The following is a 23,629-nucleotide window of genomic DNA, read 5'->3' on the forward strand; positions in this document are numbered from 1 at the left end:
GATACTTATGATTCCTGCCATCTTTTTATGGTTGGGCATCAATGCTGTACAAGCCCAAACCCGTTTATCAATCGAAGATTGCCGGAGAATGGCACTTGAGAACAGCGACGATATAAAAATATCATCCCGCAAGGTAGGCAAGGCGGTATCAGATCGACAAGCAGCAAAAACAGCCTATTTCCCGAAAATATCAGGATCGGCAACCTATGCCTATATTTTCGAAAACATCGATATGGGTATGGTGGGTATGGAAATGAGTATGAAAGGTATGTATATGGCAGGTATTACCCTGCAACAGCCTGTATATGCAGGAGGGAAAATTGTCAACGCAAACAAAATGGCAAAAACCGGCGTAGCAATCTCGGAAGAAAACAAAAGGCTTACCCGAATCAATACCCTGGTAGAGGTGGAGCAGACGTATTGGATGTATGTTTCGGTAGCGGAAAAGGTAAAACTGCTTACACAATATACTCAATTGTTGGATTCGTTGCATCAGCAGGTCAGCAGTTTTTTTGAACTCAAAATGGCTACTGCTCAGGATTTGCATAAAGTACGCACCCGACGAAGCAATGTGACATACGAACTCCAACGGGCGGAAAGCGGACGGGAACTGACTCGTATGTCCCTGTGCCATCTGATCGGACTGGAGTTGGATGCTCAAATAATTGCCACCGACACACTTATTTTAACTCAAAACTACAACAATCAATTATCACACGATATTGTCAATCGCCCGGAATACCGTATACAGGAAATGCAAGTGGAATTGAAGGATTTGGAGATAAAAAATACCCGTGCCGATTTTTTCCCTACAGTGGGGATTAGTGCTGGTTATCAATATATGGGGGGCATGAAATTAGCCGGTTCATCTCTCGATATGAAAATACCGATGGTAATGGCCAGTATAAGCATTCCTATATTCAATTTCGGGGAAGGACGTAAAAAAATAAGGAGCGCACGACTGGCACACGAAATCAGCACAGTGGAACTCAACAAAAATCGTTCATTGATGGATATAGAAGCACAGCAATCCAAATCCGCTTATGAAAGTGCATTGCTACTTATTCGTACAGCAGAGCATGGCCTTGAAGAATCAGAACATAATCTTTCTCAGACCCAAAACAATTATGAAATGGGAATGGCCACGATCCTTGATGTTATGGAAGCGCAGACACAATGGCAGGAGGCTTACAGCAACAATATTGAAGCCCGTACAAATTACAAAATACGAGAAATAGAATACCTTAGGGCGATTGGACAGTTGGAGTGATTTTTAATGACAGAAAACCTTAGATGCCCCCTTCTTATTAAGTACATCCCCAATCATCGCTTTCGCCTCCAGCCCAACCTCCACAAAGTTCCTGTAGAGAATCTGTTCCCGCTCTTCTTTCGAATTGAAAGTATAAAACCGTGGCAGCGGATAGTTTTACAGTCCGCTTCCTCTTTCTTTTCTTGTAATAGGACAGATAAAATGCCGCAACATCCGTATATTTGTTACGGGGAAGCCTTATGCCGAGCTTCCTGCAATGCATGCAGATGTGCCGGTAGAGCCTATTCGATGCTCTCCCAAAGGAGCTTCATGTCCGTAGGAAAACGCATATGACTTTCATAGCATGTGGTAAGAATCATCATTCTCCTTTCCGTTCTGTTCTCCGGCGAGACTACAAAAAAGGAGGAAATCCATTTCGGATTTCCTCCTTTTTTAGTTTATAGTTTTTTGTCTAAATTCTTATTTGGCTACTTCTACAACTGGCTCGGTACCTTTCTTGTTCTTCATCAGCAGATATGCGATAGGAGATGCAACGAACAGAGAAGACATTGTACCGAATACAACACCCAGAATCATGGCGAATGCGAAGCTGCGGATAGAGTCACCACCGAGGATGAAGATACACAGCAATACAATCAAGGTACTCAGTGAAGTATTGATGGTGCGTGCCAAAGTTGTATTCAATGAGTCATTGAACAACTGGAACTTGTCACGCTTCGGATAGAGACCGAAGAATTCACGTACACGGTCGAAGATTACCACCTTGTCGTTGATAGAGTAACCGATAGCTGTCAGGATGGCGCCGATAAAGGTCTGGTCGATTTCCAGAGAGAACGGCATCCAGCCCCAACAGATGGAGTAGGCACCCAGGATGATGGTGGTGTCACACGCCAGTGCGGCTACTGAACCGATACTGTATGCAATATTGCGGAAACGGATCAGGATATAGATACCGATGGCAATCAATGCAAGTACAACAGACCAGATGGCTGAAACCTTGATGTCGTCTGCGATACTCGGACCTACCTTCTGGGAACTGATGATACTTCCGCCCGTATGGTTTTCGCGGTCGATGAAGGTTTCCAAAGTGATGTTCTGAGTCAATACCGGCTTCAGAGTCTCATACAGATATGCTTCGATTTCAGAGTCGATGTTGTTACCTTCTTCTTCAATGCGGTAGTTCGTGCTGATACGTACAGTCTTGCCGTCTGTACCGATAGCGATAACGCTGACATTGGCATCGCCGAACTTGCTGGAGATAAGTTCACGAATCTGTTCCGGTTCCACTTTGTTCTCAAACTGTACCTTGAAGTTACGTCCACCGGTGAAGTCGATGCTCTGGCTCAGTCCACGGGTAGCGAGGAAAGCGATGCATACAACTACGGCAGCTCCGGTGATGGTCAACCACAGCTTGTTTCTGCCCATGAAGTCGAAGTGTACGTTCGCCATTAGGTTCTTGGAAATCTTGGAAGAGAATGTCAGGTTCAGCAATTTGTCTTTGCCCATGAAATAATCATAGAACAGACGTGTCATGAACACGGCAGTAAAGAACGAAATCAAGATACCGATAATCAGTGTAGTGGCAAAACCGCGGATAGGACCTGTACCGAAGTTGAACAGGATGATACCGGTGATGATAGACGTCAAGTTGGAGTCGAAGATAGCAGAGAAGGCGTTGGAGTAACCGTCAGCCAATGCTTTCTTCACACCCTTGCCTGCACGGAGTTCTTCTTTGGTACGCTCGTAAATCAATACGTTGGCATCCACAGCCATACCCAGCGCCAACACCATACCGGCAATACCGGACATCGTCAATGCTGCCTGGAAAGAAGAAAGGATACCCAACGTGAAGAACAAGTTCAGCACCAGAGCGCCGTTGGCCACCATACCCGGAATGAATCCGTACATGGAGCACATGTAAACCATCAGCAGAATCAATGCTACGATGAATGACATGATACCGGCATTGATGGAAGCTTGTCCCAGTGAAGGACCAACGATGTCTTCTTGTACGATATGTGCGGGAGCCGGCATCTTACCTGATCTCAATACGTTTGCCAAGTCTTTTGCTTGTTCCGGAGTAAAGTGACCGGTAATCTGTGAGTTACCACCAGTGATTTCATTGTTTACGTTCGGTGCGGAGTAAACGTAACCGTCCAGCACGATAGCGATGCTCTTGCCGATATTCTGCTTGGTGAGCTGAGCCCAACGGCGTGCACCGTCAGTGTTCATGGACATACTTACGGCAGGTTTACCGTAATGGTCGTATTCGTCTTTGGCGCTAACCACTACATCACCTTCCAGAGGCGCCTTGCCGTTACGTTCTGTAGAACGGATGGCATAAAGTTCGAAAGTCTGAGCTTTCGGATCATATTCATAAGGAGATACTCCCCATTTCAGACGCAAGTCTTTCGGCATTTCGGCTTGAACTTCCGGCATGGAAAGGTATCTGTTGATTTCAGCTGTATCCTTGTAGTTGGCATAGGCTACAACAGGACCTTGTCCGCTGGGGTTGACTTGCAAGATTGCGAACAGCGGGTGTTCTTTCTTTATTTGTGCAAGGTCAGCGGTTTGTGTCTTGTTTTCACCCTTTAAAGCAGCGGCAAGACTGTCGGCTGTGCTGGTAGCTTGGGCTACGGCAGGAGCTTCGGTAGCTGCGCTGTCTGCCTCTTCTGCCGGAGTTTCGCTTGCAACGATGGCACGCAACTTGGTGTCGGCAGCTTGCAGATAGGGAGTAACGTCTTTTGCTGTGTATGTTTCCCAGAATTCCAGATTGGCGGAACCTTGTAATAATTTTCTTACACGTTCAGGTTCTTTGATACCCGGAAGTTCTACCATGATACGGCCCATTTTGTCTTCCAGACTCTGGATATTGGGCTGAACTACACCGAAACGGTCGATACGGGTACGAAGTACATTGTAGGAGTTGTCAACAGCTGCCTTTACTTCTTCGCGCAATACTTTCTCAACTTCCGCGTCGGTAGATTTCTGAGTTACCTTGTCTTTTAATTGTTGGGTTGCGAACAGTTGTGAAAGAGGAGCACCCGGAGCAAGCTTGTGATACTCTCTGACGAATAGGGTGATCACGTCATCCTGGCTTGTGGTAGCTTGCTTGGCGGCAGTGGCCAATGCTTGGTTGAATGCTTCGTCAGTCTTGTTGTCAGCCAATACTTTGATGACATCGGGTACGGAAACTTCAAGGATGACGTTCATACCACCCTTCAAGTCCAAACCTAAACTGACTTCCATCTCACGACATTGTTTCAGCGTCCAATTGCCGAAATACACTTTCTCATTAGCCAGAGAATCGAGGTAGTCCTGCTCTACTTTCACATCGCCTTTTGCAAACTCTTTGGCCTTATTTGTGTAATGGCGAGTTACAAAAGAGAAGGAGAGATAGAACACACACACCAGTGTGAGCAATATCGCAAAAACCCTTACAAATCCTTTGTTTTGCATGTTACTTTTAGTTTATTATGATTACTTTTTAATTAAATTCTGTTGCATACAAGGCTGCAAATATAGCTTTTTTTTCACAAATCTTACTTCATACCGCGATTTTTTAACATCGGGTCTAATTGAGGCTCAGTTCCTCTGAAGTTTTTATAGAGAGTCATCGGGTCTTCGCTGTCTCCTTTTTCCAGAACATTCTGGCGGAAGAGGTCGGCTGTCTGCTTGTCGAAGATACCGTGTTCCTTGAAAGCTTCGAAGGCATCGTTGTCCAGAACATTGGCCCAGAGATAGCTGTAGTAGCCTGCAGCATAACCGCCGATGATGTGGTTGAAGTATGTGGTACGGTAGCGGGGAGCTATTTCCGGAATCAGCCCCAGTTGGTCCATCGCTTCTTTTTCGTATGCAACGACATCAAGACCTTCGGTATCAGTCAGGTTATGCAGGTTCATGTCGAGGATGGCGGCGGCCAGCAATTCGGTAGTCATGAAACCCTGGTTGAATGTTTTCTGGTTCAGTATCTTTTCAATCAGGCTGTCGGGAATGACTTCGCCGGTCTTGTAATGCTTGGCATACATTTTCAACACTTCGGGTTCGGTAGCCCAATGCTCGTTGATTTGAGAGGGGAGTTCCACGAAGTCGCGTACGACATTGGTGCCTGAAGTACCTTTATACTGGCATTGGGTCAATAATCCGTGCAGGGCATGGCCGAATTCATGGAACAAAGTTTCCACTTCGTCGATAGTCAGCAGGGAAGGAGTGTCGCCTACGGGCTTGGTGAAGCTGCATACGTTGCATACCAATGGACGTATGCTGCCTTGTTGTTCGCGGTAATTGCTCATCCAGGCACCACCGCTTTTGCCGGGACGGGGGAAGTAATCTACATAGAAGATACCTACTTGTGAGCCGTCTGCGGCTTTCACTTCAAACACTTCTACATCGGGATGATAGACGGGGATACCTTCGAGCTTTGTCAGCGTGATGCCATAGAGCTTATTGGCAACGGCAAAGGCGCCTTCACGTACGTTTTCCAGTTTGAAGTAGGGCTTAATCTCTTCTTCTTCGAGGTTATATTTCTCCTTACGGAGTTTTTCGGTGTAGTACCACCAATCCCATGCTTCCAGTTTCTCTCCTTTGCCTTCCTTGTCCATCAGCTTTTGCAGTTCGGCTGCTTCGGCTTTTGCTTTGGGGAGTGCATAACTCCACAAGTTGTTGAGGAAGTCCATCACGGCGGTGGAATTCTTTGCCATTGTATTGTCCAATACAAAGTTGGAGTAACAGTCGAAACCCAGCAGTTGCGCCTTTTCAAGTCTCAGGCGTACGATGTCGGTAATGATTTTCTTGTTGTCGTTCTTGTCATTGTTATTGCCGCGGTTGATGTAGGCCTTGTACATCTGTTCGCGTAGCGGCCGGTTAGCAGAGTATTGAAGGAAAGGCAGGCGGCTTGCATTATGGAGGGTAAACAGCCATTTGCCTTCCTGTCCGGTGGCACGGGCTTCAGCCATGGCGCTTTCGCGGAACCATTGGGGAAGTCCGGCGAGGTCTTCCTCTTTTCCTACATAAAGCTTGAAGTCGTTGTTTTCGTTCAGGATGTTGTTGCTGAACGTGATTCCGAGTGTGGAAAGCTGCTTGTTGATCTCACGCAGACGGGCTTGTTTGTCGGCCGGAAGATTGGCGCCGGAACGGATAAATTTCTTATGGGTTTTTTCCAGCAGCCTTTGTTGTTCGCGGGTCAGGCCGAGAGCATCTTTCTGGCTGTAGACAGCATCCACTTTCTTGAAAAGCTCCTGGTTGAGGGAGATGTTGTCTTCGTGTTCGGCCAATGTCGGAGCCAGTTTCATGGAAAGGGCTGTCAGTTCATCGGTAGTTTCGGCCTCCGTCAGGTTGAAAAATACACCACCTACACGGTCCAGGGTGGGAGAGCTGTTGTCAAGGGCAACAATGACATTTTCGAAAGTAGGGGCTTCCGTATTGTCAATGATGGCTTGGATGTTGGCATTTTGCTCTTCCATGCCTTTCTGGAATGCGGGTTCATAGTGCTCCAACTTGATTTTATCGAATGGAGGCACGCCATTGGGTGTTTGAAACTCGGTAAGGAACGGATTGCTTTCCGTCTGGGTGGCACAGGAGTACATCATACAACTTACTGCTAAAATTAGAATACATTTCTTGAACATTGTTTTCTAAGTATTAAATGGTTAAGTATTAATTTTCAATATCTCTTAGTGATATAGCACCATATCGGATAGTGGTCTGACTCTTTGATGGAACGGTCTACTGTACAATTGTAGGCTCTCAGGTTCTTGCTTGTCAGTATGTTGTCTATCCGGAAATAGAATCTGTTCTGGTTGTAGGAGATGCCCAGCCCCCGTCCTGATTGGGTGAATGCGTCGTCCAAATCCTGGGCGATGGTGCGGTGGGTATAGGAGATGGGGGTATCGTTGAAATCGCCGCATACAATAATGTAAGGATGCGGTGAAGCGGCTATTTCATGTGCAATAGTGTCAGCTTGCGGGGCACGGATGGCCGATGCTTCTGCCAGCTTGCGTATGAGCAGGCGTGCGCCGCTTTTCACTTTTTCCTTTTCGGGAGATTTCAGCATGTCTTCGTACACGACTTTATCGGCTTTGGTCAGCTTGTTGGACTCCAGATGATTGTTGATGAGGGTAACCGTGTCTTCCCCAATCTTGATTTCATAGAGTACCGAACCGTTGTATTCGCTGGGATAATCCAATATGCGTGACGAGAGAATCGGAAATTTAGAGTAACATGCTATCTTGTTGGTATGTCCCTTTCCGCTACCCACTGTGTTGATGCGGTGGTATGGATATGCCTTGAGTTCCCGCTCTACGTCTTTTTGCGAAAGATGCTTTGAGGATTGTACTGTGGAATATTCCTGCAGACAGAGGATATCGGCGCCACTTTCCTTCAAATAGGTCAATATCGGGTTTTTGCCATCTTGTTTGGCGGCACCGTCAAATCCCATAATGTTGTAGGAGAGCAGTTTGATACTTGTTTCCGGTAAGTGGTCTGTATGGAAGTTGATGGGCAGATAGGTGCGTATCTGCGAATAGCAGAGCAACATCCCTATTAGGGGCAGCAAAGCCGACCTATAGCGCTGGATGACCAGCCAAAAAATGAGGAAGCCGGCATTTATCATCAGGAACACGGGAAATGTCAGCCCCAGGCACGATTGCACCGGATGTGTGACCGGCTGGATGTGCGGACTATAGGCGGTGAACAGTAATAGGCCCGTAAATAAGGCATTGACCGCTAAAATCAGGAGAGCGACAAAATTACCGAGATGCTTCATTATAACAGTTGAAAATTGAAAGGTGAAAACTGAAAATAAGAGTGGCGGTTATATTCTCATTTTTCATTTTCCGTTTTCCATTTTCCATTGGTTTAACGTTTACTCGCGTCGAACAAGCTTTTCTTTTCCTCTGTAGTAAGGCTTTCGTATCCCGATTTCTTTAATTTGTCGAGAATGCGGTCTATCTCGTCGGATTGGGCTTTTTTCCGTGCGTTGTAATCATAATCTTTTTGTTTGCCAGTACCGTAGTGTACTTTCATTTTCGGCTTTCTAGGTTTGAAGCTGACGATGGAAACTAAGGTATCCAGACATTTGTTTATCCATGAGGTCAGGTCACTACCTTTGCTGAGGCTGGCGGCAAACCATACCCCTGCCAGCGCACCTCCTAAATGTGCGATGTGTCCACCGGCATTGCTGGAGGTGATGAACAGTAAATCGGTGCCTATAACGATGAGTGCCAGGTATTTCAGCCGGATGGTTCCGAACAGCAGTAGCCGTATCGGATAGTTGGGCTCGCGATAGGCGGTGGCGGCTACAATGGCAAGTACAGAGGCAGAAGCGCCCAGCATGAAAGAATAGTCTGTCATGGGACGGAAATACGGGAAAATGTTATAGGCGGCCATATAGAGCAGACCGCCGCAAATTCCTCCCAGAATGTATACACCCCGGAGATGCTTTGCAGAGAAGAAACTCAGGAACAGTGCACCGAACCAGTAAAGCCACAGCATATTGAAAAGAATGTGCATGAATCCTGCATGCATGAACATATATGTCAGTAGTGACCATGGTTGCAGGATGAAGCGTAGGACTGATGCCGGCAGTTCCAACCATTCGAATACGCCTGCTATACTCCGGTTGAACAACTGGAACATGACTTCGGTTAGCGTAGTAAGTATGAATACCGCTACATTGATGTAAATCAGTTGGATATAAATGTTCCCCCTACGGAAGGTTTCTTTCAAATCAGTTATAATAGTAGCCATTTCCTCTATTCTTTTTTCTCCAGTACATAATTAGGATAAAGCCGAATACCATACCACCCAGATGTGCGAAGTGAGCCACATTGTCTCCTGCACTGTTTGCAAATCCGGCATAAAGTTCAATCAAGGCATATCCGATAACAAAATATTTGGCCTTGATGGGAACCGGTAACGGGAAGATGAACATTTGCTGGTTGGGGAACAACATGCCGAATGCCAGCAGAATGGCGTATACTGCTCCCGAAGCTCCCACGGTAGTCATCATATTGAGATATTCCTCCATCGGGATGATGGCCATGCCAGTATTTACGCTGTCATAGGCGGAAAGTACTGTCTCATAATGAATATACTGTACCACCTCCTGGATAATTCCGGCTCCTATACCGCACACCAGATAGTAGAACAGAAATCGTTTTGGCCCCCATACCTGCTCTAAAATACGTCCGAACATCCATACAGCAAACATGTTGAAAAATATGTGCGCGAATCCGGCGTGCATGAACATATATGTTATCAATTGTGCTGCATTGAAATCTTCGGCAAGGAAAAAATGCAATCCCAGATATTGGGCGAGGTCGATGCCGTAGCTTTGGGCGACGATGGTACCCAGAAACATCAGCACATTAATGATTAAAAGGTTCTTGGTTACAGTAGGTATAGTATTCATAATCTGTTGTTTCAATTCATTTTACAGTTCAAAAACAGTTGCCTGTTTTTGCTTTCTCCGGCAAAAATACGAATAAATTCTGTTCTATAACAGAAAAAGCAGATTCTATTCCTTCTTTTTCGTTGTTTTCCAATATTTTTTTAATGTTTTTATTTGATATTCAGAAATATTGCTCTATTTTTGTGGAGGTTTGTGATGAAAAGTAAAAATATCTTTTGTGTAACATATTAATTAATTTTAAGCATTATGAATAAGGCGGAACTTATTAGCGCTATGGCAGCGGAGTCTGGTTTGTCAAAGACTGATTCAAAGAAAGCATTGGATGCATTTATCGCATCAGTCACTAAGGCAATGAAGGCCGGTGATAAAGTATCATTGGTTGGTTTTGGAACTTTCAGTGTGGTGGAAAGAGGAGCGCGTATGGGTATCAACCCCTCTACTAAAAAGCCTATCGAGATTGCTGCAAAGAAAGTTGTTAAATTCAAACCAGGTACGGAATTGACAGCTGAATAAGAACAGTATACTCAACATACAAAGAGGGGACGTTTTACAAGGAGCGTCCCCTCTTTGTATGTTGAATATCTTGTGAGGCCATAAAAACAAGCCTGCTTGTTTTGTACTGATTTCGGTTTACGCTATCTTTGCACGCAGGAAAATACATTTGAATCATGAATATAGAACAGAAACTGGTATCGTCCGTCATCGGCGGACTGAAAGCGCTTTACGGACAGGATGTTCCTGCCGCACAAGTGCAGTTGCAGAAAACCAAGAAAGAATTTGAGGGACACCTCACGCTGGTTGTATTCCCTTTTCTCCGTATGTCCAAGAAAGGACCGGAGCAGACGGCCCAGGAAATCGGTGAATACTTGCAGGCAAACGAGCCTTCGGTTGCAGCATTTAATGTCATCAAGGGCTTCCTGAACCTGACCATTGCCTCCTCTGCGTGGATAGAATTGTTGAATGGCATTCATGCGGACAAGCAGTACGGTATCGTGGCTGTTACTGACAACTCTCCATTGGTGATGATTGAGTATTCTTCTCCCAACACCAACAAACCGCTTCATTTGGGCCATGTACGCAATAATCTTTTAGGAAATGCGCTGGCTAATATAGTGGCTGCCAACGGTAATAAGGTAGTAAAGACAAATATTGTCAATGACCGTGGAATTCATATCTGCAAGTCCATGTTGGCATGGCAGAAGTACGGAAATGGTGAAACTCCCGAATCATCCGGCAAGAAGGGAGATCACTTGATTGGCGATTACTATGTTTCCTTCGACAAGCATTATAAAGCGGAAGTGAAAGAACTGATGGCCAAGTTCCAAAGCGAAGGCATGAATGAGGAAGAAGCCAAAGCCAAGGCGGAAGCTGAATCTCCTTTGATGAAGGAGGCTCGTGAAATGCTGGTAAAGTGGGAGGCCAATGACCCGGAAGTACGTGCGCTCTGGAAGAAGATGAACGACTGGGTGTATGCAGGTTTTGACGAGACTTACCGTATGATGGGTGTAACTTTTGATAAGATATATTACGAATCAAACACGTACCTCGAAGGTAAGGAGAAGGTAATGGAGGGCCTGGAGAAAGGCTTCTTCTACCGGAAAGAAGATGGCTCTGTATGGGCAGACCTCACGGGTGAGGGGTTGGACCACAAGCTACTGTTGCGTGCGGACGGTACATCCGTCTACATGACGCAGGATATAGGTACTGCCAAACTCCGCTTTGCAGATTATCCCATCGACAAGATGATTTATGTGGTAGGCAACGAACAGAATTACCATTTCCAGGTATTGTCCATCCTGCTCGACAAACTGGGCTTCGAATGGGGTAAAGGGTTGGTGCACTTCTCTTACGGTATGGTGGAACTTCCCGAGGGCAAGATGAAGAGCCGCGAAGGTACAGTAGTTGATGCTGACGACTTGATGGCGGAGATGATTGATACAGCCAAGGAAACCAGCAATGAACTGGGTAAGCTGGATGGTCTGACAAAGGAAGAGGCAGACAATATCGCCCGTATCGTTGGTCTGGGTGCCTTAAAGTACTTCATCCTGAAAGTGGATGCCCGCAAGAACATGACATTCAATCCAAAAGAGTCCATCGACTTTAATGGTAATACGGGGCCGTTCATCCAATATACTTATGCACGTATCCAGTCTGTTCTCCGCAAGGCAAAAGAGGCCGGTATCGAAATCCCTGCCCAGTTGCCTGCCGGCATTGAACTGAGTGAGAAGGAAGAGGGACTGATACAGATGGTTGCCGACTTTGCCGCTATTGTGAAGCAGGCAGGTGAGGACTACAGTCCGTCCATCATTGCAAACTATACGTATGACCTTGTGAAGGAATATAATCAGTTCTACCATGACTTCAGCATTTTGCGTGAGGAGAACGAAGCAGTGAAGGTATTCCGCCTTGCATTGTCCGAGAATGTAGCCAAGGTGGTACGCTTAGGTATGGGATTGCTGGGAATTGAGGTGCCGGATAGGATGTAAACATTGTACTATAAAAGAATAAGCCCGAGGATACTTCTTCGGGCTTATTTTTTTATAGTGCAATATTTATTCTTGTGGTAGAAATAATAGAAGTTTAAATTATCGTCTCCTTTCTCCCATTTTATACGTGTAGACTAAGTCCTATTTTGTCTTGCTTGTTTTGGCAGTTGCCTTGGCGGTTGTTTTAGTCGTTTTCGTTGCTTTCACCGCCTTTGCAGTCCGCTTAGACTTGCCCGTATCCTTGTCGCTTTGCAGTTTCACAATTTCCAGACAAGCCTGAAGGTTCAGGTCTTGAGGGATGATGTCTTTAGGAATCTTGTAGTTGCTGCCTTTATAAGCGATGTAAGGGCCATAGCGTCCATTCAGGATTTCCAGTTCCGGTTCTTCCTCAAACTTCTTGATATGTTTCTGGGCTTCTGCTTCTTGTTTCTTTTGCAAAAGTTCAATAGCTTCTTCCAGCGTAACAGTCATCGGGTCCATTGTCTTGGGTAATGAGGCATACAAGCCGTTGTTCTGGATATAAGGTCCGAAACGTCCCGCACCTACGACTACATTCTTGCCTTCGTACTCTCCGAGAGTACGGGGAAGTTTGAACAGCTCCAGCGCTTCTTCCAGCGTAATGGTCTCGATGGACATTTCTTTTTTTACCTGGGCGAAACGGGGCTTTTCCTCATCTTCGGCAGTACCTATCTGTGCTACTGGGCCGAAACGTCCGATTTTTACAGACACTTGTTTTCCGCTGACGGGGTCTGTTCCTAGAATCCGTTCGCCTGCCTTGTGGGCGGTTTTCGCGGCAAGCGTGTTCTCCACCGAAGGATGGAATTTCTTATAGAATGTTTTCAGAATGGCGGTCCATTGCTTGTCACCTTCGGCTATTTCGTCGAATTGCTTTTCGACGCTCGCTGTGAAGTTGTAGTCAAGGATGTCCGGGAAGTACTCTATCAGGAAGTCATTGACCACAATACCGGTGTCTGTCGGCATCAGTTTTGACTTTTCGGCTCCGGTGATTTCTGTATGGTTGTTGTCCGTTATTTCATTACCCTGCAGGTTAAGCACATTGTAGGTGCGTTCTTCACCTGCTTTTTCTCCTTTTATCACGTATTCGCGTTGCTGGATGGTGGAAATGGTAGGAGCATAGGTAGACGGACGTCCGATACCCAGTTCCTCCAATTTGCGCACAAGGCTTGCTTCCGTGTAGCGGGGAGGGTGTTGGGTGAAACGTTCGGTAGCGGTGATACCTTCATGTTCGAGCTTCTGTCCTTTTTTCAGAGGGGGCAGTAGGCGTGCCTCATCTTCCTGGGTTTCTACGTCATCATCGTATGATTCGCGGTAGACACGGAGGAAACCGTCGAATTTCACCACTTCGCCGGTTGCAGTGAAAGTCTCCGTCTCGTTGCTGATAGCAATGGTTACGGTTGTCTTTTCCACTTCGGCATCTGCCATCTGCGAGGCGATGGTACGTTTCCAGATGAGGTCGTACAGCTTTCTTTCCTGCGGGGTACCTTCTATCTTGGCATTCTCCATATAGGTGGGGCGGATAGCTTCGTGGGCTTCTTGCGCTCCTTTGGTCTTGGTGGCGAAGTGGCGGTTGTGTACGTAACGTTCGCCCATCAGGTTGGAGATGGTTTCACGGCTGGCGTTGACGGCAAGTTCGGAAAGGTTGACGGAGTCGGTACGCATGTAGGTTATCAATCCGGATTCGTACAGACGTTGCGCCACCATCATGGTCTGTGCCACGGTGAAGCCCAGTTTGCGGGCAGCCTCCTGCTGTAAGGTAGAGGTGGTGAACGGGGCTGCGGGAGTTTTCTTCAGCGGACGGGTAGTGATGTCGCTGATGGTAAACGTGGCTGCTTTACAGCTCTCCAGCAATTTCCGGGCTTCTGCCTTTGTCTTGAGCCGGTGCGCCAGTTCGGCTTTCATTTCCACTGTTTTGCCGTCAGTGTCCGGAACGAGGAATACGGCGGTAACACGGTAGGATGCTTCGGTTTGGAATGCATGTATCTCGCGTTCGCGCTCTACAATGAGACGGACGGCTACGGACTGTACACGGCCTGCAGAAAGGGCAGGTTTCACTTTCTTCCACAATACCGGTGAAAGTTCAAAACCTACGATACGGTCCAGGATACGTCGGGCTTGCTGGGCATCGACCAGGTTGATGTCAATGTCACGGGGATTTTCTATCGCTTTCAGGATGGCACCTTTGGTGATTTCATGGAAGACGATACGTCTGGTGTGTTCCGGTTTCAGTTTCAGCACTTCGTACAAGTGCCATGCGATGGCTTCCCCTTCGCGGTCCTCATCGGAAGCCAGCCATACGGTTTCTGCCTGCTCGGCTTCTTCTTTCAACTGGGTTACGAGTTTCTTTTTATCCGCCGGTATCTCGTAATGCGGTTTGAAGTCTTTGTCTACGTCAATACTGAATTCTTTTTTCTTCAAATCACGTATATGGCCGTAGCTGGAAAGGACTTTGAAATCTTTTCCAAGGAATTTCTCGATGGTTTTTGCTTTCGCCGGAGACTCGACTATGACAAGGTTTTTCTGCATAAATTTCTGTTTTTTAGTGACTCCCGCCACTGAATTCGCCCGCAAAAGTAGGAAAAAAAGATTCTTCCCACCTTATAATATAAGGAGAATTTAGCAAAAATGACCTTTTTTGTTCAAATTAGAGCTTCGGCTTGTGCTACCTCTATTAAAAGAGGAAGCTTACTCCACCTAAGAAACTGAGACCTTCTGAAGGGTATCCCCAGTAGTACTGGTAATCTTTGTTCAGCAAGTTGTTCACGCGCGCATACACGGAGATTCCTTTGAAGAGTTCGTAGCTGCCGTTTAGATAGAGATTGCTGACGGGGTCTGCCTTGTTGCCCTCCACGCCTTGGCGTGAGATGTGCTGATAGCCGATGCCGACAAGCAGTGGGGAGATGGGGCGTACCTTGAGATTGAGATTGCCTTCTACGGCCGGTTTGAAACTTACTACGACATCAGAACCGTCTGAGTCCGTTGTCCAATGGCGATAGACGGCATTGGCGGCGAGATAGAAAACATCCTTGTAGTTGTAGCTCAGGTCGGCTCCGGCATAGAGGTTCTTGGTGTCTTCTGTGAGGAAAACATTGCTTATCCCGTCGGACTTGACAGTCGGAGTGTCAATCAGGTCGTTTTTCAAATCTTGATACCCGCCGTATAGGTTGAACCACAATCCGCTGACCGGACTTGCCTTGAAGCCGATGGCTGCGTTGAGCTGTTCGTAGGTATTGTCAAGCTGCTGGTTTGTAATGCCATAAGGCGTAATGGTTTCCAGACGGCGGAAATCGTTCTGTAGCCGTCCTCCCTTACCTTGTGCGTAGAGGATGTAGCTGTCCGAGAAGATGTATTGTATTTCTACGTCGGGAGCGGCGCGGAACTTCTTGCCGAAGCCGAAAGCCAGGTCGACGTGTGCGCCGAGACGTATTTTCCAGTCGTCATTCTGAAAGAGATAGTATGGATTGAAGTCTACGTCGGTGTGATTCTCGAAACGTCCGTCGCTGTAGAATGTATTGTCCATGGCAAAAGCCATGCCGATGGTCTGCTCATCGGAGATGGAACCGGTGACATCGGCTTTGGTACGCACGATATTTTCTTTGATATTGCTCACCATGAGGTCGTGTTGGCGCTGGTAGACCAACAAACTGGTTTCGGCACGGAATTGGAGAGGCATATCGTCGCTCGTGGAACTTACCCCGAAATGTACATCACCCGAAACGAATTTCTGCTTGTTGCTGACGAAGTCGGGCAGGAAGTTGAAATTGCTTTGGTTGAACTTTCCGGCAATATTCAAATCGACTTTGCTGAAGGCATGTACATAATCCATGGCAGCATGGGTACGGTAGTAGAATGAATTCCACTTCCCGCCATTATCCGGCAAGTCCAGTTTGCCATCCATGCCATCCATTGTGAATGTCAGGTTGAGGCGGTCTTTGGGGGATAAAGAGAAGAGGTAGTTGGCGCGTACATCGAGGTTACCGTAGTTACCGTATCCCAAGCGTACATATCCGGGCAGCGCTTTCGCCTGCGTCTCTTTTCCGGTATAGGCTTGCATGATACCTGCGGGGATTTGGGTTGCCGGCATCAGGGTGGCGTCATATTCCACCGCCTTTTTGCTGACGGTAGGAGGTTCCACCCTGGGAAGCACGTTCACTTTGGAGGCATCCATGATGTCCGGATTATATTCTTGTTCCACGACTACCGTACGGTTCATGGTGGTGTCTTGGGGTTGTGTCTGGGCTTGTGCTCCCAAAGAGAGGGAGACAAGCATAGTTCCTGCGAGGATATATTGTATCTTTTTCATAATGTGCTATATTTCTTACTTCAATTTCTCCAGTCTTTCGTTAATCATGCTTGCTATATCGTCGTCGGCCTGGTAGTTCTGCTGCAGGCTCAATAGGTATTGGCGTGCATCGAGCTTCTTGTCCATGGCTACATATACATCAGACAGAAGGATGAAACTGCGTGCCAGCCAGTAGGCATACGGTGTGCTTTGGTCGATGAAATTAAGGATTTCCTTTTCTGCAGAGGCATAATTACCGGCATTGTACCATTGTAATGCCACCAGATATTTGGCTTCGGCTCCATAAAGGGTACGGGTGTCTTTGGCCAGCAGCTGAAGGTCATCCATTGCCTTCTTGTCGGCTTTCTGGTTGAGGTATGCCTTGGCACGGTAGTACAACGCCTCGTTCCGGAGCTCCGGAGACAGCTTGGCTTCGGCAAGCAAGGCTGTGGCGGCGTTGATGACTTCCGCATCATCATGCATCAGTGCTCCACAGCGCAGTACACCGATAGCGCCAAGCTGGCGGCGCTCTGCCGTGGTGGCTTTGGCCTGCAATTTCTTGTAGTCGGCCAATGCCAGGGCATATTGCTGGCGGTTGAACAGAATTTCTCCATGCATCAGCAAAGCCTCTTCAGAATATGGGTTATCGGGGTATTCCAGCAGTTTTCCGGCATGTTCCAATACCGCCTCGTCATCTTTCTGCTCTTTGCCTATGACGCAGAGGTAGTAGTGTGCATTCAGGCTGAAAGCGCCTCCCGGATAACTTTGCAGATAACGGGTGAAGCTCTCTTTGGCAGGTGTGGCTTCGCCTTTCATATATACTTTTTCGGCAGCGATGTAAGTCAGCGAGTCTTGCTCACTGGGTTCGAAGCGGATTTCTCCCGGCATCTGGGCGGCAAGGGCGGCAAACTCGTCCACGCGGTTGGCATCTACGTAGATGGACTTCAAGTCGCGCATGGCAAGGCGGGCTTCCTCGCTTCCGGGATATTGGGTGACCACATGCTTGTAGGCTTCTATGGCACGGTCATAGTCATCGTTCTGGTAGTAAAGCAGACCGATTTCGGCGGCGGCTTTACGGCTGACGGGGCTTTCGGGGTATTTGGCAAGCAGCTCGCGGAAGGTGGCGATAGCCTGGCGGCTGTTGTTGCTCTGTACGTAGGAGCGTCCCTTCTCGTAGAGGGCATTGATGGCGTAGGGCGAGTTGGGATATTTGGCTGCAAGTCGGTCCAGCATGCTCACCTTTTCCGTATAGTTTTTCTGCATGCCATATACCAGTGCTAATTGATAGACGGCATAGTCTCCGGCGGGAGTGTTCAGGTTCTCGGCTTTGGCGTAGTATTGCTTGGCTTCCTCGAAACGGCGGACGTGCAGGTTACAGTCACCGATGCGGTTGTAGGCATCTGCCAATGCGGTCGGGTTTTCGCCTTTCTCCAGTTGGACAAAGTTGCGGAAACGGTTCTCTGCCGTCGAATAGTCTTTCTGGTGGAAAGCGATGTAGCCCAGGTTATAGTAGGCAAGGGCAAACATTTCCGTATCCCTCTGCCGGGTGAGTGACAGATATTCGTTGAAATTGCGGGCAGCTTCTCTCATCCGGTTCAGGCGGTAATAAGACTCGCCGAGCCAGTAGAGGGCGTCTGCCTTGGTCTGGAGGTTGTATTGCCCCAACGTGACGCTTTGGTTGAAGTAACCGATGGCTTGTTCGAACTGCGTGTTGGCAAAAGACTGGGTCCCGAGTTGGAACAGAATCTTTTGTTTGGCTTCCAGAATGGCTTTGCTGGGATGGGAGATACGGTCGATGGACTTGAGTGCGGCATCATAGCTGCGTGTATTCATGTATACTTCCACCAGGTAGTTGCTGACCTTTTCGGCATAAGGAGAGTTCGGGAACTCGTTCAGGAATTTCTCGAAGACGGTCACCGATTCGCCGAAAGCGGAATAGGAGGTCTCGTGAATGCATAAGGCGTAGTTATAGGCGGCTTGTTCCTTGACTTTCATATCGGCGTTGGAGGCGGCAGCCTGCTCGAAGGCCATACGCGCTTTGGTCTTGTCTGCCAGTTGCAGATAAGCCAGTCCCATGTGCAGGTATGCGTTCTGCGAAAGGGCATCGTTTTCGGCAGTCACTCTGCCGAGGACGGAGGGGACTTGCGAATACACGCCGCATTGATAATAGGACATTCCCAGCATGTAAAGGGCATCCCTTCTATGAGCGGCAGATTCGGCATTGTGTTCTATATATTGTCCGAAGGACTTTACGGCTTCGTGATACTTCCCGAAATGGTATTCGGCTGTACCGAGGATACGGTTCAGCTCCGCCGTGTGGGTGTAGCTCAGACCGTCGGGATGGGCTGACAGTGCATTCTGCGCCACGATTTCCGCCTTGTCGTACTGCTTCTTCAACAGATAGATTTCGGCGATGTAATAGGGAACCAAGTCCTTGTATTTGGCATTGTCCTGCAAAGGCAGGAAACCGCTGAGCGCTTCGTCATACCGTCCTTGGGTATATCGGATATAAGAGATGTAGTAAGCACAGTCCGCTGTATACTTGCGGCTGGTGCTACGTAGCGTCTCGAACCAGATGGCTGCTTCCTTTACGTTGCCCGTTTTCAGGTAGCAGGTGGCAAGGCGGTAGGTCATGTCGTCTCGCTCCTCGGAACCCAGCAGGTCGAGGCGGACGGAGTTGAACATGGCGAGGGCATCGTCATAATTGCCTTCGAAGAAGTAGGCGGAGGCAATCAGGGCGTAGATGCGGTTGGCATGGGGAGTATCGGGATATTCGTCCAGGAAGGCACGGAGCAGGTCTATGCTTTTGGGGTCTCTGAGCTCGTATGCGGCGCATACCAGCATGTATTCCGCTTCTTGCCGCTCGCCGGTATCGGGCAGAGGCTTGCCGTCTGCATTCATCTGGCGTACATAGGCTTGCAACGGGGAGATGGCGGCAGCATAGGCCTTTTGCTGGAACAGCGTTTGTCCTTCTTGGTAGAGTCGCTTGGGAGAAGTACTCTTCTCGCTTGTTTGTGCTGAGGCGAGTAAAGGTGCGCAACAGAGTGCTGTGCACAATATTCGGGAGATTTTATGTTTCATCTTCTTTTGTTAGAATAGGTATTTTACAAAAATACGGGTTTTAACCCGGAAATGTTACACTTGTTTGGCTTTTTTAGGATATATACCATAATAGGAACGAATAATCATTCGCTTTTGTTCTTCCACATGTCTTCCAGGAAGATACCCACTCCTTTGCGGATGGAGCCGAGCCCGAACTCTTCCGTACGGATATCTTTCAAGGGGAGGAAGAAGAGGTCTGCCGCGTCGTCCATCGCCTTGAAGTGCAAGGTGTCCTCCACCGTACAACGGAAAAACATATCCAGCGTGTGTACGGGGAAGCCGGAATAGATGTAAATATTGGGCAGGGAGAAGAGATATTCGGCCTTTGCCACCTTCATGCCGGTTTCTTCTCTTACTTCGCGGGCAACGCCTTCCTCTCCGGTCTCGGTCATGTCGATGAAGCCTCCGGGGAGGTCCAGCGTCCCTTTGGCAGGCTCTTTGGCGCGGCGGCACACCAGTAGCTCGTCGCGCTCGTTCAGTATCAAGGCGACGGTGGCGGAAGAGGGGTTGAAGTAGTAGACGAAACCGCAGTCGGCGCACTGCTTCGACTTCTCGTTATGAACTTCGAAATGGGCTGAACCGCATTTCGGACAATATTTGAATTGCGAAAGTGGATGTTCCATGATATTTTAGCCTTTGTCCGGGGGACAAAGATAATGGAAACCAGGTGTAGAATGAAAGGAACAGAGTGAATTTTTCGTATCTTTGGCGACTATAAAACCATATCGGATGAAAGATTTTGCTGCCATTGATTTTGAAACGGCCAACGAACAGCGTACCAGCGTTTGTAGTGTAGGAGTGGTTATCGTACGTGATGGAGAGATTGTGGACCATTATTATAGCCTCATCCGTCCCGAACCGGAGTATTACACTTATTGGAATACCCGCGTGCATGGTCTGACGTTGGCAGATACCCAGGATGCTCCTATCTTTCCCGTTGTGTGGCAGGAAATAGCTCCACGCATTGAAGGCTTGCCATTGGTAGCGCACAACAAGGCCTTTGATGAAAGCTGCTTGAAAGCTGTTTTCCGTACTTACTGCATGGATTATCCGGATTATGAGTTTTATTGTACTTTGCAGGCATCACGTCGTGCTATAAAGGGATTGCCTAACTATCAGTTGCATACAGTGGCTGTTTGCTGTGGCTATCAGTTGGAACATCATCATCATGCGTTGGCTGATGCTGAGGCTTGTGCATGGATAGCGAAACAGGTCATATAAATAAACAGAGGAGACTTGTCATGAAGCCTCCTCTGTGGAATTGTTTGTTTCCTTGATAAAACTCTATCAGTTTATCCTAATGGATTTTCACCTTGGTCACCATCATTGCCGCCGCCTCCGCTTTCGTTTCCTCCGGGATTTTCTTCATTGTCCGGCACGATTTCAGAGCCGGTTACCAATCGTGTGATGCCCGATTGTTTCATCATGTTCTTCAAACGTTGTCCCGGCACGAAAATCAGTTTCTGGCGGTAAACGACATCAGCCGTTACAGACTTTGCATCCTCCTGGCTTTTGCCGTTCAATCCCGGTCGGAGGCTTCCGAAGTCTCCCAGCCGTACGGTTGCACCGATGCTGGCATAGGTGCAGAGCGCGTCAATCATACCGTCCAATACGGCTTTTACGATACCTCTTGGCACCATCCCTTGACTGGTCACCTGGTCGCATAATCTATCAAAATCAATATTTGCTACGGAATAAGAAGCAGCTACATACTTCTCGGTTTTGGTACCAATGCCTACCATTCTCTTTTTTACTACATAACGAAATGCCATAATGTTTTTTGTTTTTAATGGTTGTTACTTGCGGTTTCGTTCACTCGTCAGTTAGCGAGACCTGTTTCTTTGTGACCACGGTGCGAAGTTACAACACTTAAAAACGGCATGGTGCTTTAACGGGACTGAACGACTTTTTTTAACGTTGTATTTAGCCATTTGACGACATGGAAAGTCCTATGCTATAACCTATTGCCTATATTTAAAAAAAATGAGTGATTACATAAAATAATAATTTTGTGATTCTCCATCTGTAATCAAGTACAATCCATTGTCTGTAAACTTGATGACTTTGGGTTTGAATGTGAGTTTCTTCAATGCCTCTGCCAAATTGGATGGAATGTTTTTGTAATATACTCCGTTTTTGCAGCAAGCTATCATCCCGTAATTGGTAATATAGGCATAGTAAACCTCTTCGTATAGTTCTTCGGCTTTCAGTATGAAATTTTTGATGGTTTCATTTGAATAGCTGTAATGCTTGTCCGTGATAACTACCCATTCTCCTCTATCATTGAAGCAGACCGAAAGAATATTGTCGTCTCTTAAATCTCCTGTACGATATTGTTCCAGTTTTTTGAGGAATGCATCCGGATAACCAAGAGTCCAATACCCTGAACCGCCTAAGATAATTACATAGTTGCCATTTTCAGTGATGTTGATGTCTGTTATTTCAGCATTGCTGCTGTTGGCTTCTTCTATACGTTTCTTAAGCTTGCTGGGAGTACTGCCGGTGTAGGCATATCCACTATTCCCATACACTCCTACTCCTGCTCCATACATAGTGATTGCTCCGGTACGGCATTTCCCCCATTTGTTGATGGCTTCTGTGATGTATGACATGTATGAGCTGGTCGGTAAATTTATATAGCGAACAGTACCGCTATAGGAAAATGGTTTTGAAACGGTTCTGGTTCTGGCTGGAAGAACCGGTTCCGCTTTTTCTTTACAGATATAAGAAGTACCGGCTATCAATTCATTTCCAATCCATTTTCCTGACTGAATGGTGTGTGCCGTAATATCAAAGTAAGCGCCGTATCCATTTCTTTCACCATCCTTCCAAGGGCCGAACCACATATTCCCATTTTCCCAGATATGAATGCCGTATCCGTGGCGTTGTCCATTATAGGTTTCTCCCCAATATTTATTCCCGTTTGTGTAGTTTGTCCGTTCAAATATTTGTCCGGGATATTCTTTGGCTTCTATTTCATAACTGTAGGGGCGGAGCAGCATATACGGTTTTCCGGTGTTTCGGTTGTATTCTACACCATTTTCAGAGCCATTTTTAACTATTATGTCATCTTCTTGAATATAGATGAATAAAGTGAATTCTGAGTTTTTAGTAAAGCCAATTTTAATATTATCTTCTTTGAATTCTACCCTGAATCCATTTATTTCATCATTTTGGGTTTGTCCTAGAGAAGCCTCCCCTCCTATTGTTTTTCCCCACTCTACCGTGCTATTGCGAACAGATTCATGCATGCTTTTCTGTTCACTTTCCGAAGGTGCAGTGTAGAATGGTTTATAGTCCGGTATCATTTTGAGGAGAGTATTCTGTCCGTTGAATCCCGCTTCTTCCAATCTTTCTATGGCAGCTTCTGCTATAGACTTCTGGAGTTCTCCAATGTCTTTGTTGAGAGCAGCCTTTTTGTACCAATATAACGCTGAATTCCCATCTTTTCTCAAGATGTTGTCTATGCCGTATTCATAAGAGATTGCAAGCGAAATCTGTCCGCTTGCATTCCCGTTTTTAGCTGCTCGTTTTGTCCATGCTATTCCGGCGGGGTAATTCTTTGTGACTCCTAACCCGTTTTTCAGTAAATAGGCTAAGCGGCTTTGTGCATAATAAGATTCCGGGCTATTATTGTGTTCGGCGGCTTTTTTATACCAGATAAAAGCCTCTTCATAGTTTTCTTTGTCTTCATATATGCGTCCAAGGTTCTTTTGTGATAGAGCCAAATCTTTTTCAGCCGCTTTTTTATACCAATAGATGGCTGTTTCTTTATTTTGGGTTAAATTTCCCCAGCCATTACTATAGGCTACACCCATATTGTTTTGTGCAGTAGGATCTCCTTGCTCAGCCGACTTTCGCCACCAATAAACGGCTTGTATGGTATCAGGTTTTATACCCCATCCCCTAAAGTAGCTCTGTCCGAGATAGAATTGTGCAATCGCGTTTCCATTTATTGCATCTGTCCTATAGTCCGCAGCATTCTTGTGGTTTTGCCCGTAAATACTGATAGTAAATACGGCAAGGAATATGCACATTAAATAATTTTTCATGTTTTTCAT

The 23,629-nt window shown here is 46.9% G+C and carries 15 protein-coding genes and 1 pseudogene; 4 read left to right on the forward strand and 12 right to left on the reverse strand.

Annotation, left to right across the window (positions count from 1 at the left end):
* The first annotated feature begins 7 nt into the window (after positions 1–7).
* Positions 8–1,270, forward strand: a complete 1,263-nt coding sequence (locus DW096_RS11605) for a TolC family protein (RefSeq protein ID WP_070101230.1) — start codon at positions 8–10, stop codon at positions 1,268–1,270.
* A 166-nt stretch (positions 1,271–1,436) separates the two neighbouring features.
* Here the strand turns inward: DW096_RS11605 and DW096_RS11610 are convergent.
* The 6 genes and pseudogenes from DW096_RS11610 to DW096_RS11635 all read right to left on the reverse strand — a co-directional run.
* A pseudogene (locus DW096_RS11610) lies at positions 1,437–1,617 on the reverse strand (DDE transposase); the annotation flags it as partial.
* 112 nt (positions 1,618–1,729) lie between these two features.
* Positions 1,730–4,729 (reverse strand): protein translocase subunit SecDF, encoded by a 3,000-nt coding sequence (gene secDF, locus DW096_RS11615; protein WP_118931110.1) that lies wholly within the window; start codon positions 4,727–4,729, stop codon positions 1,730–1,732.
* Between the two features lie 83 nt (positions 4,730–4,812).
* On the reverse strand, positions 4,813–6,897 hold the full coding sequence (locus DW096_RS11620) for a M3 family metallopeptidase (RefSeq protein WP_005834430.1): 2,085 nt from the start codon (positions 6,895–6,897) through the stop codon (positions 4,813–4,815).
* 35 nt (positions 6,898–6,932) lie between these two features.
* Positions 6,933–8,033: an endonuclease/exonuclease/phosphatase family protein gene (locus DW096_RS11625; RefSeq protein ID WP_005834432.1), complete on the reverse strand. Its 1,101-nt coding sequence runs from the start codon at positions 8,031–8,033 to the stop codon at positions 6,933–6,935.
* 92 nt (positions 8,034–8,125) lie between these two features.
* Positions 8,126–9,016, reverse strand: coding sequence for a rhomboid family intramembrane serine protease (locus tag DW096_RS11630; RefSeq protein WP_005834433.1), 891 nt, complete (start codon positions 9,014–9,016; stop codon positions 8,126–8,128).
* Positions 8,997–9,680 (reverse strand): rhomboid family intramembrane serine protease, encoded by a 684-nt coding sequence (locus DW096_RS11635; RefSeq protein ID WP_005830648.1) that lies wholly within the window; start codon positions 9,678–9,680, stop codon positions 8,997–8,999. Before DW096_RS11635 ends, DW096_RS11630 begins: the two co-directional genes overlap by 20 nt.
* Before the next feature lie 246 nt (positions 9,681–9,926).
* Between DW096_RS11635 and DW096_RS11640 the strand changes: the two genes are divergently transcribed.
* The gene (locus DW096_RS11640) at positions 9,927–10,193 is read left to right on the forward strand and encodes an HU family DNA-binding protein (protein ID WP_005830643.1); all 267 of its coding nucleotides are present in this window, start codon (positions 9,927–9,929) and stop codon (positions 10,191–10,193) included.
* A 155-nt stretch (positions 10,194–10,348) separates the two neighbouring features.
* Positions 10,349–12,166 carry an arginine--tRNA ligase gene (gene argS, locus DW096_RS11645; protein WP_005834435.1) on the forward strand — a complete coding sequence of 606 codons (1,818 nt, stop codon included), beginning with the start codon at positions 10,349–10,351 and terminating at the stop codon, positions 12,164–12,166.
* Positions 12,167–12,307: 141 nt separating this feature from the next.
* On the opposite strand, the gene topA is transcribed toward argS, so the two are convergent.
* From topA to DW096_RS11665, 4 genes are all read right to left on the reverse strand, one after another.
* Complete coding sequence (gene topA, locus DW096_RS11650) at positions 12,308–14,710, reverse strand: type I DNA topoisomerase (protein ID WP_005834437.1); 2,403 nt, start codon at positions 14,708–14,710, stop codon at positions 12,308–12,310.
* Positions 14,711–14,855: 145 nt separating this feature from the next.
* A complete protein-coding gene (locus tag DW096_RS11655) occupies positions 14,856–16,487 on the reverse strand; it encodes a TonB-dependent receptor (protein ID WP_005834439.1) in 1,632 nt (543 codons plus the stop codon).
* Between the two features lie 15 nt (positions 16,488–16,502).
* Positions 16,503–19,547: a tetratricopeptide repeat protein gene (locus DW096_RS11660; protein WP_120028764.1), complete on the reverse strand. Its 3,045-nt coding sequence runs from the start codon at positions 19,545–19,547 to the stop codon at positions 16,503–16,505.
* A 104-nt stretch (positions 19,548–19,651) separates the two neighbouring features.
* Complete coding sequence (locus DW096_RS11665; RefSeq protein ID WP_057258857.1) at positions 19,652–20,191, reverse strand: NUDIX domain-containing protein; 540 nt, start codon at positions 20,189–20,191, stop codon at positions 19,652–19,654.
* Between the two features lie 106 nt (positions 20,192–20,297).
* On the opposite strand from DW096_RS11665, the gene DW096_RS11670 reads away from it, so the two are divergent.
* Complete coding sequence (locus DW096_RS11670) at positions 20,298–20,789, forward strand: 3'-5' exonuclease (RefSeq protein WP_005830635.1); 492 nt, start codon at positions 20,298–20,300, stop codon at positions 20,787–20,789.
* 71 nt (positions 20,790–20,860) lie between these two features.
* On the opposite strand, the gene DW096_RS11675 is transcribed toward DW096_RS11670, so the two are convergent.
* Both DW096_RS11675 and DW096_RS11680 read right to left on the reverse strand, forming a co-directional pair.
* Positions 20,861–21,340 (reverse strand): DsbA family protein, encoded by a 480-nt coding sequence (locus DW096_RS11675; protein ID WP_005830632.1) that lies wholly within the window; start codon positions 21,338–21,340, stop codon positions 20,861–20,863.
* Positions 21,341–21,559: 219 nt separating this feature from the next.
* Positions 21,560–23,629 (reverse strand): tetratricopeptide repeat protein, encoded by a 2,070-nt coding sequence (locus DW096_RS11680; RefSeq protein ID WP_118931109.1) that lies wholly within the window; start codon positions 23,627–23,629, stop codon positions 21,560–21,562.

The sequence above is a fragment of the Bacteroides sp. AM07-18 genome (assembly GCF_003602695.1).
Lineage (GTDB): Bacteria > Bacteroidota > Bacteroidia > Bacteroidales > Bacteroidaceae > Bacteroides > Bacteroides uniformis.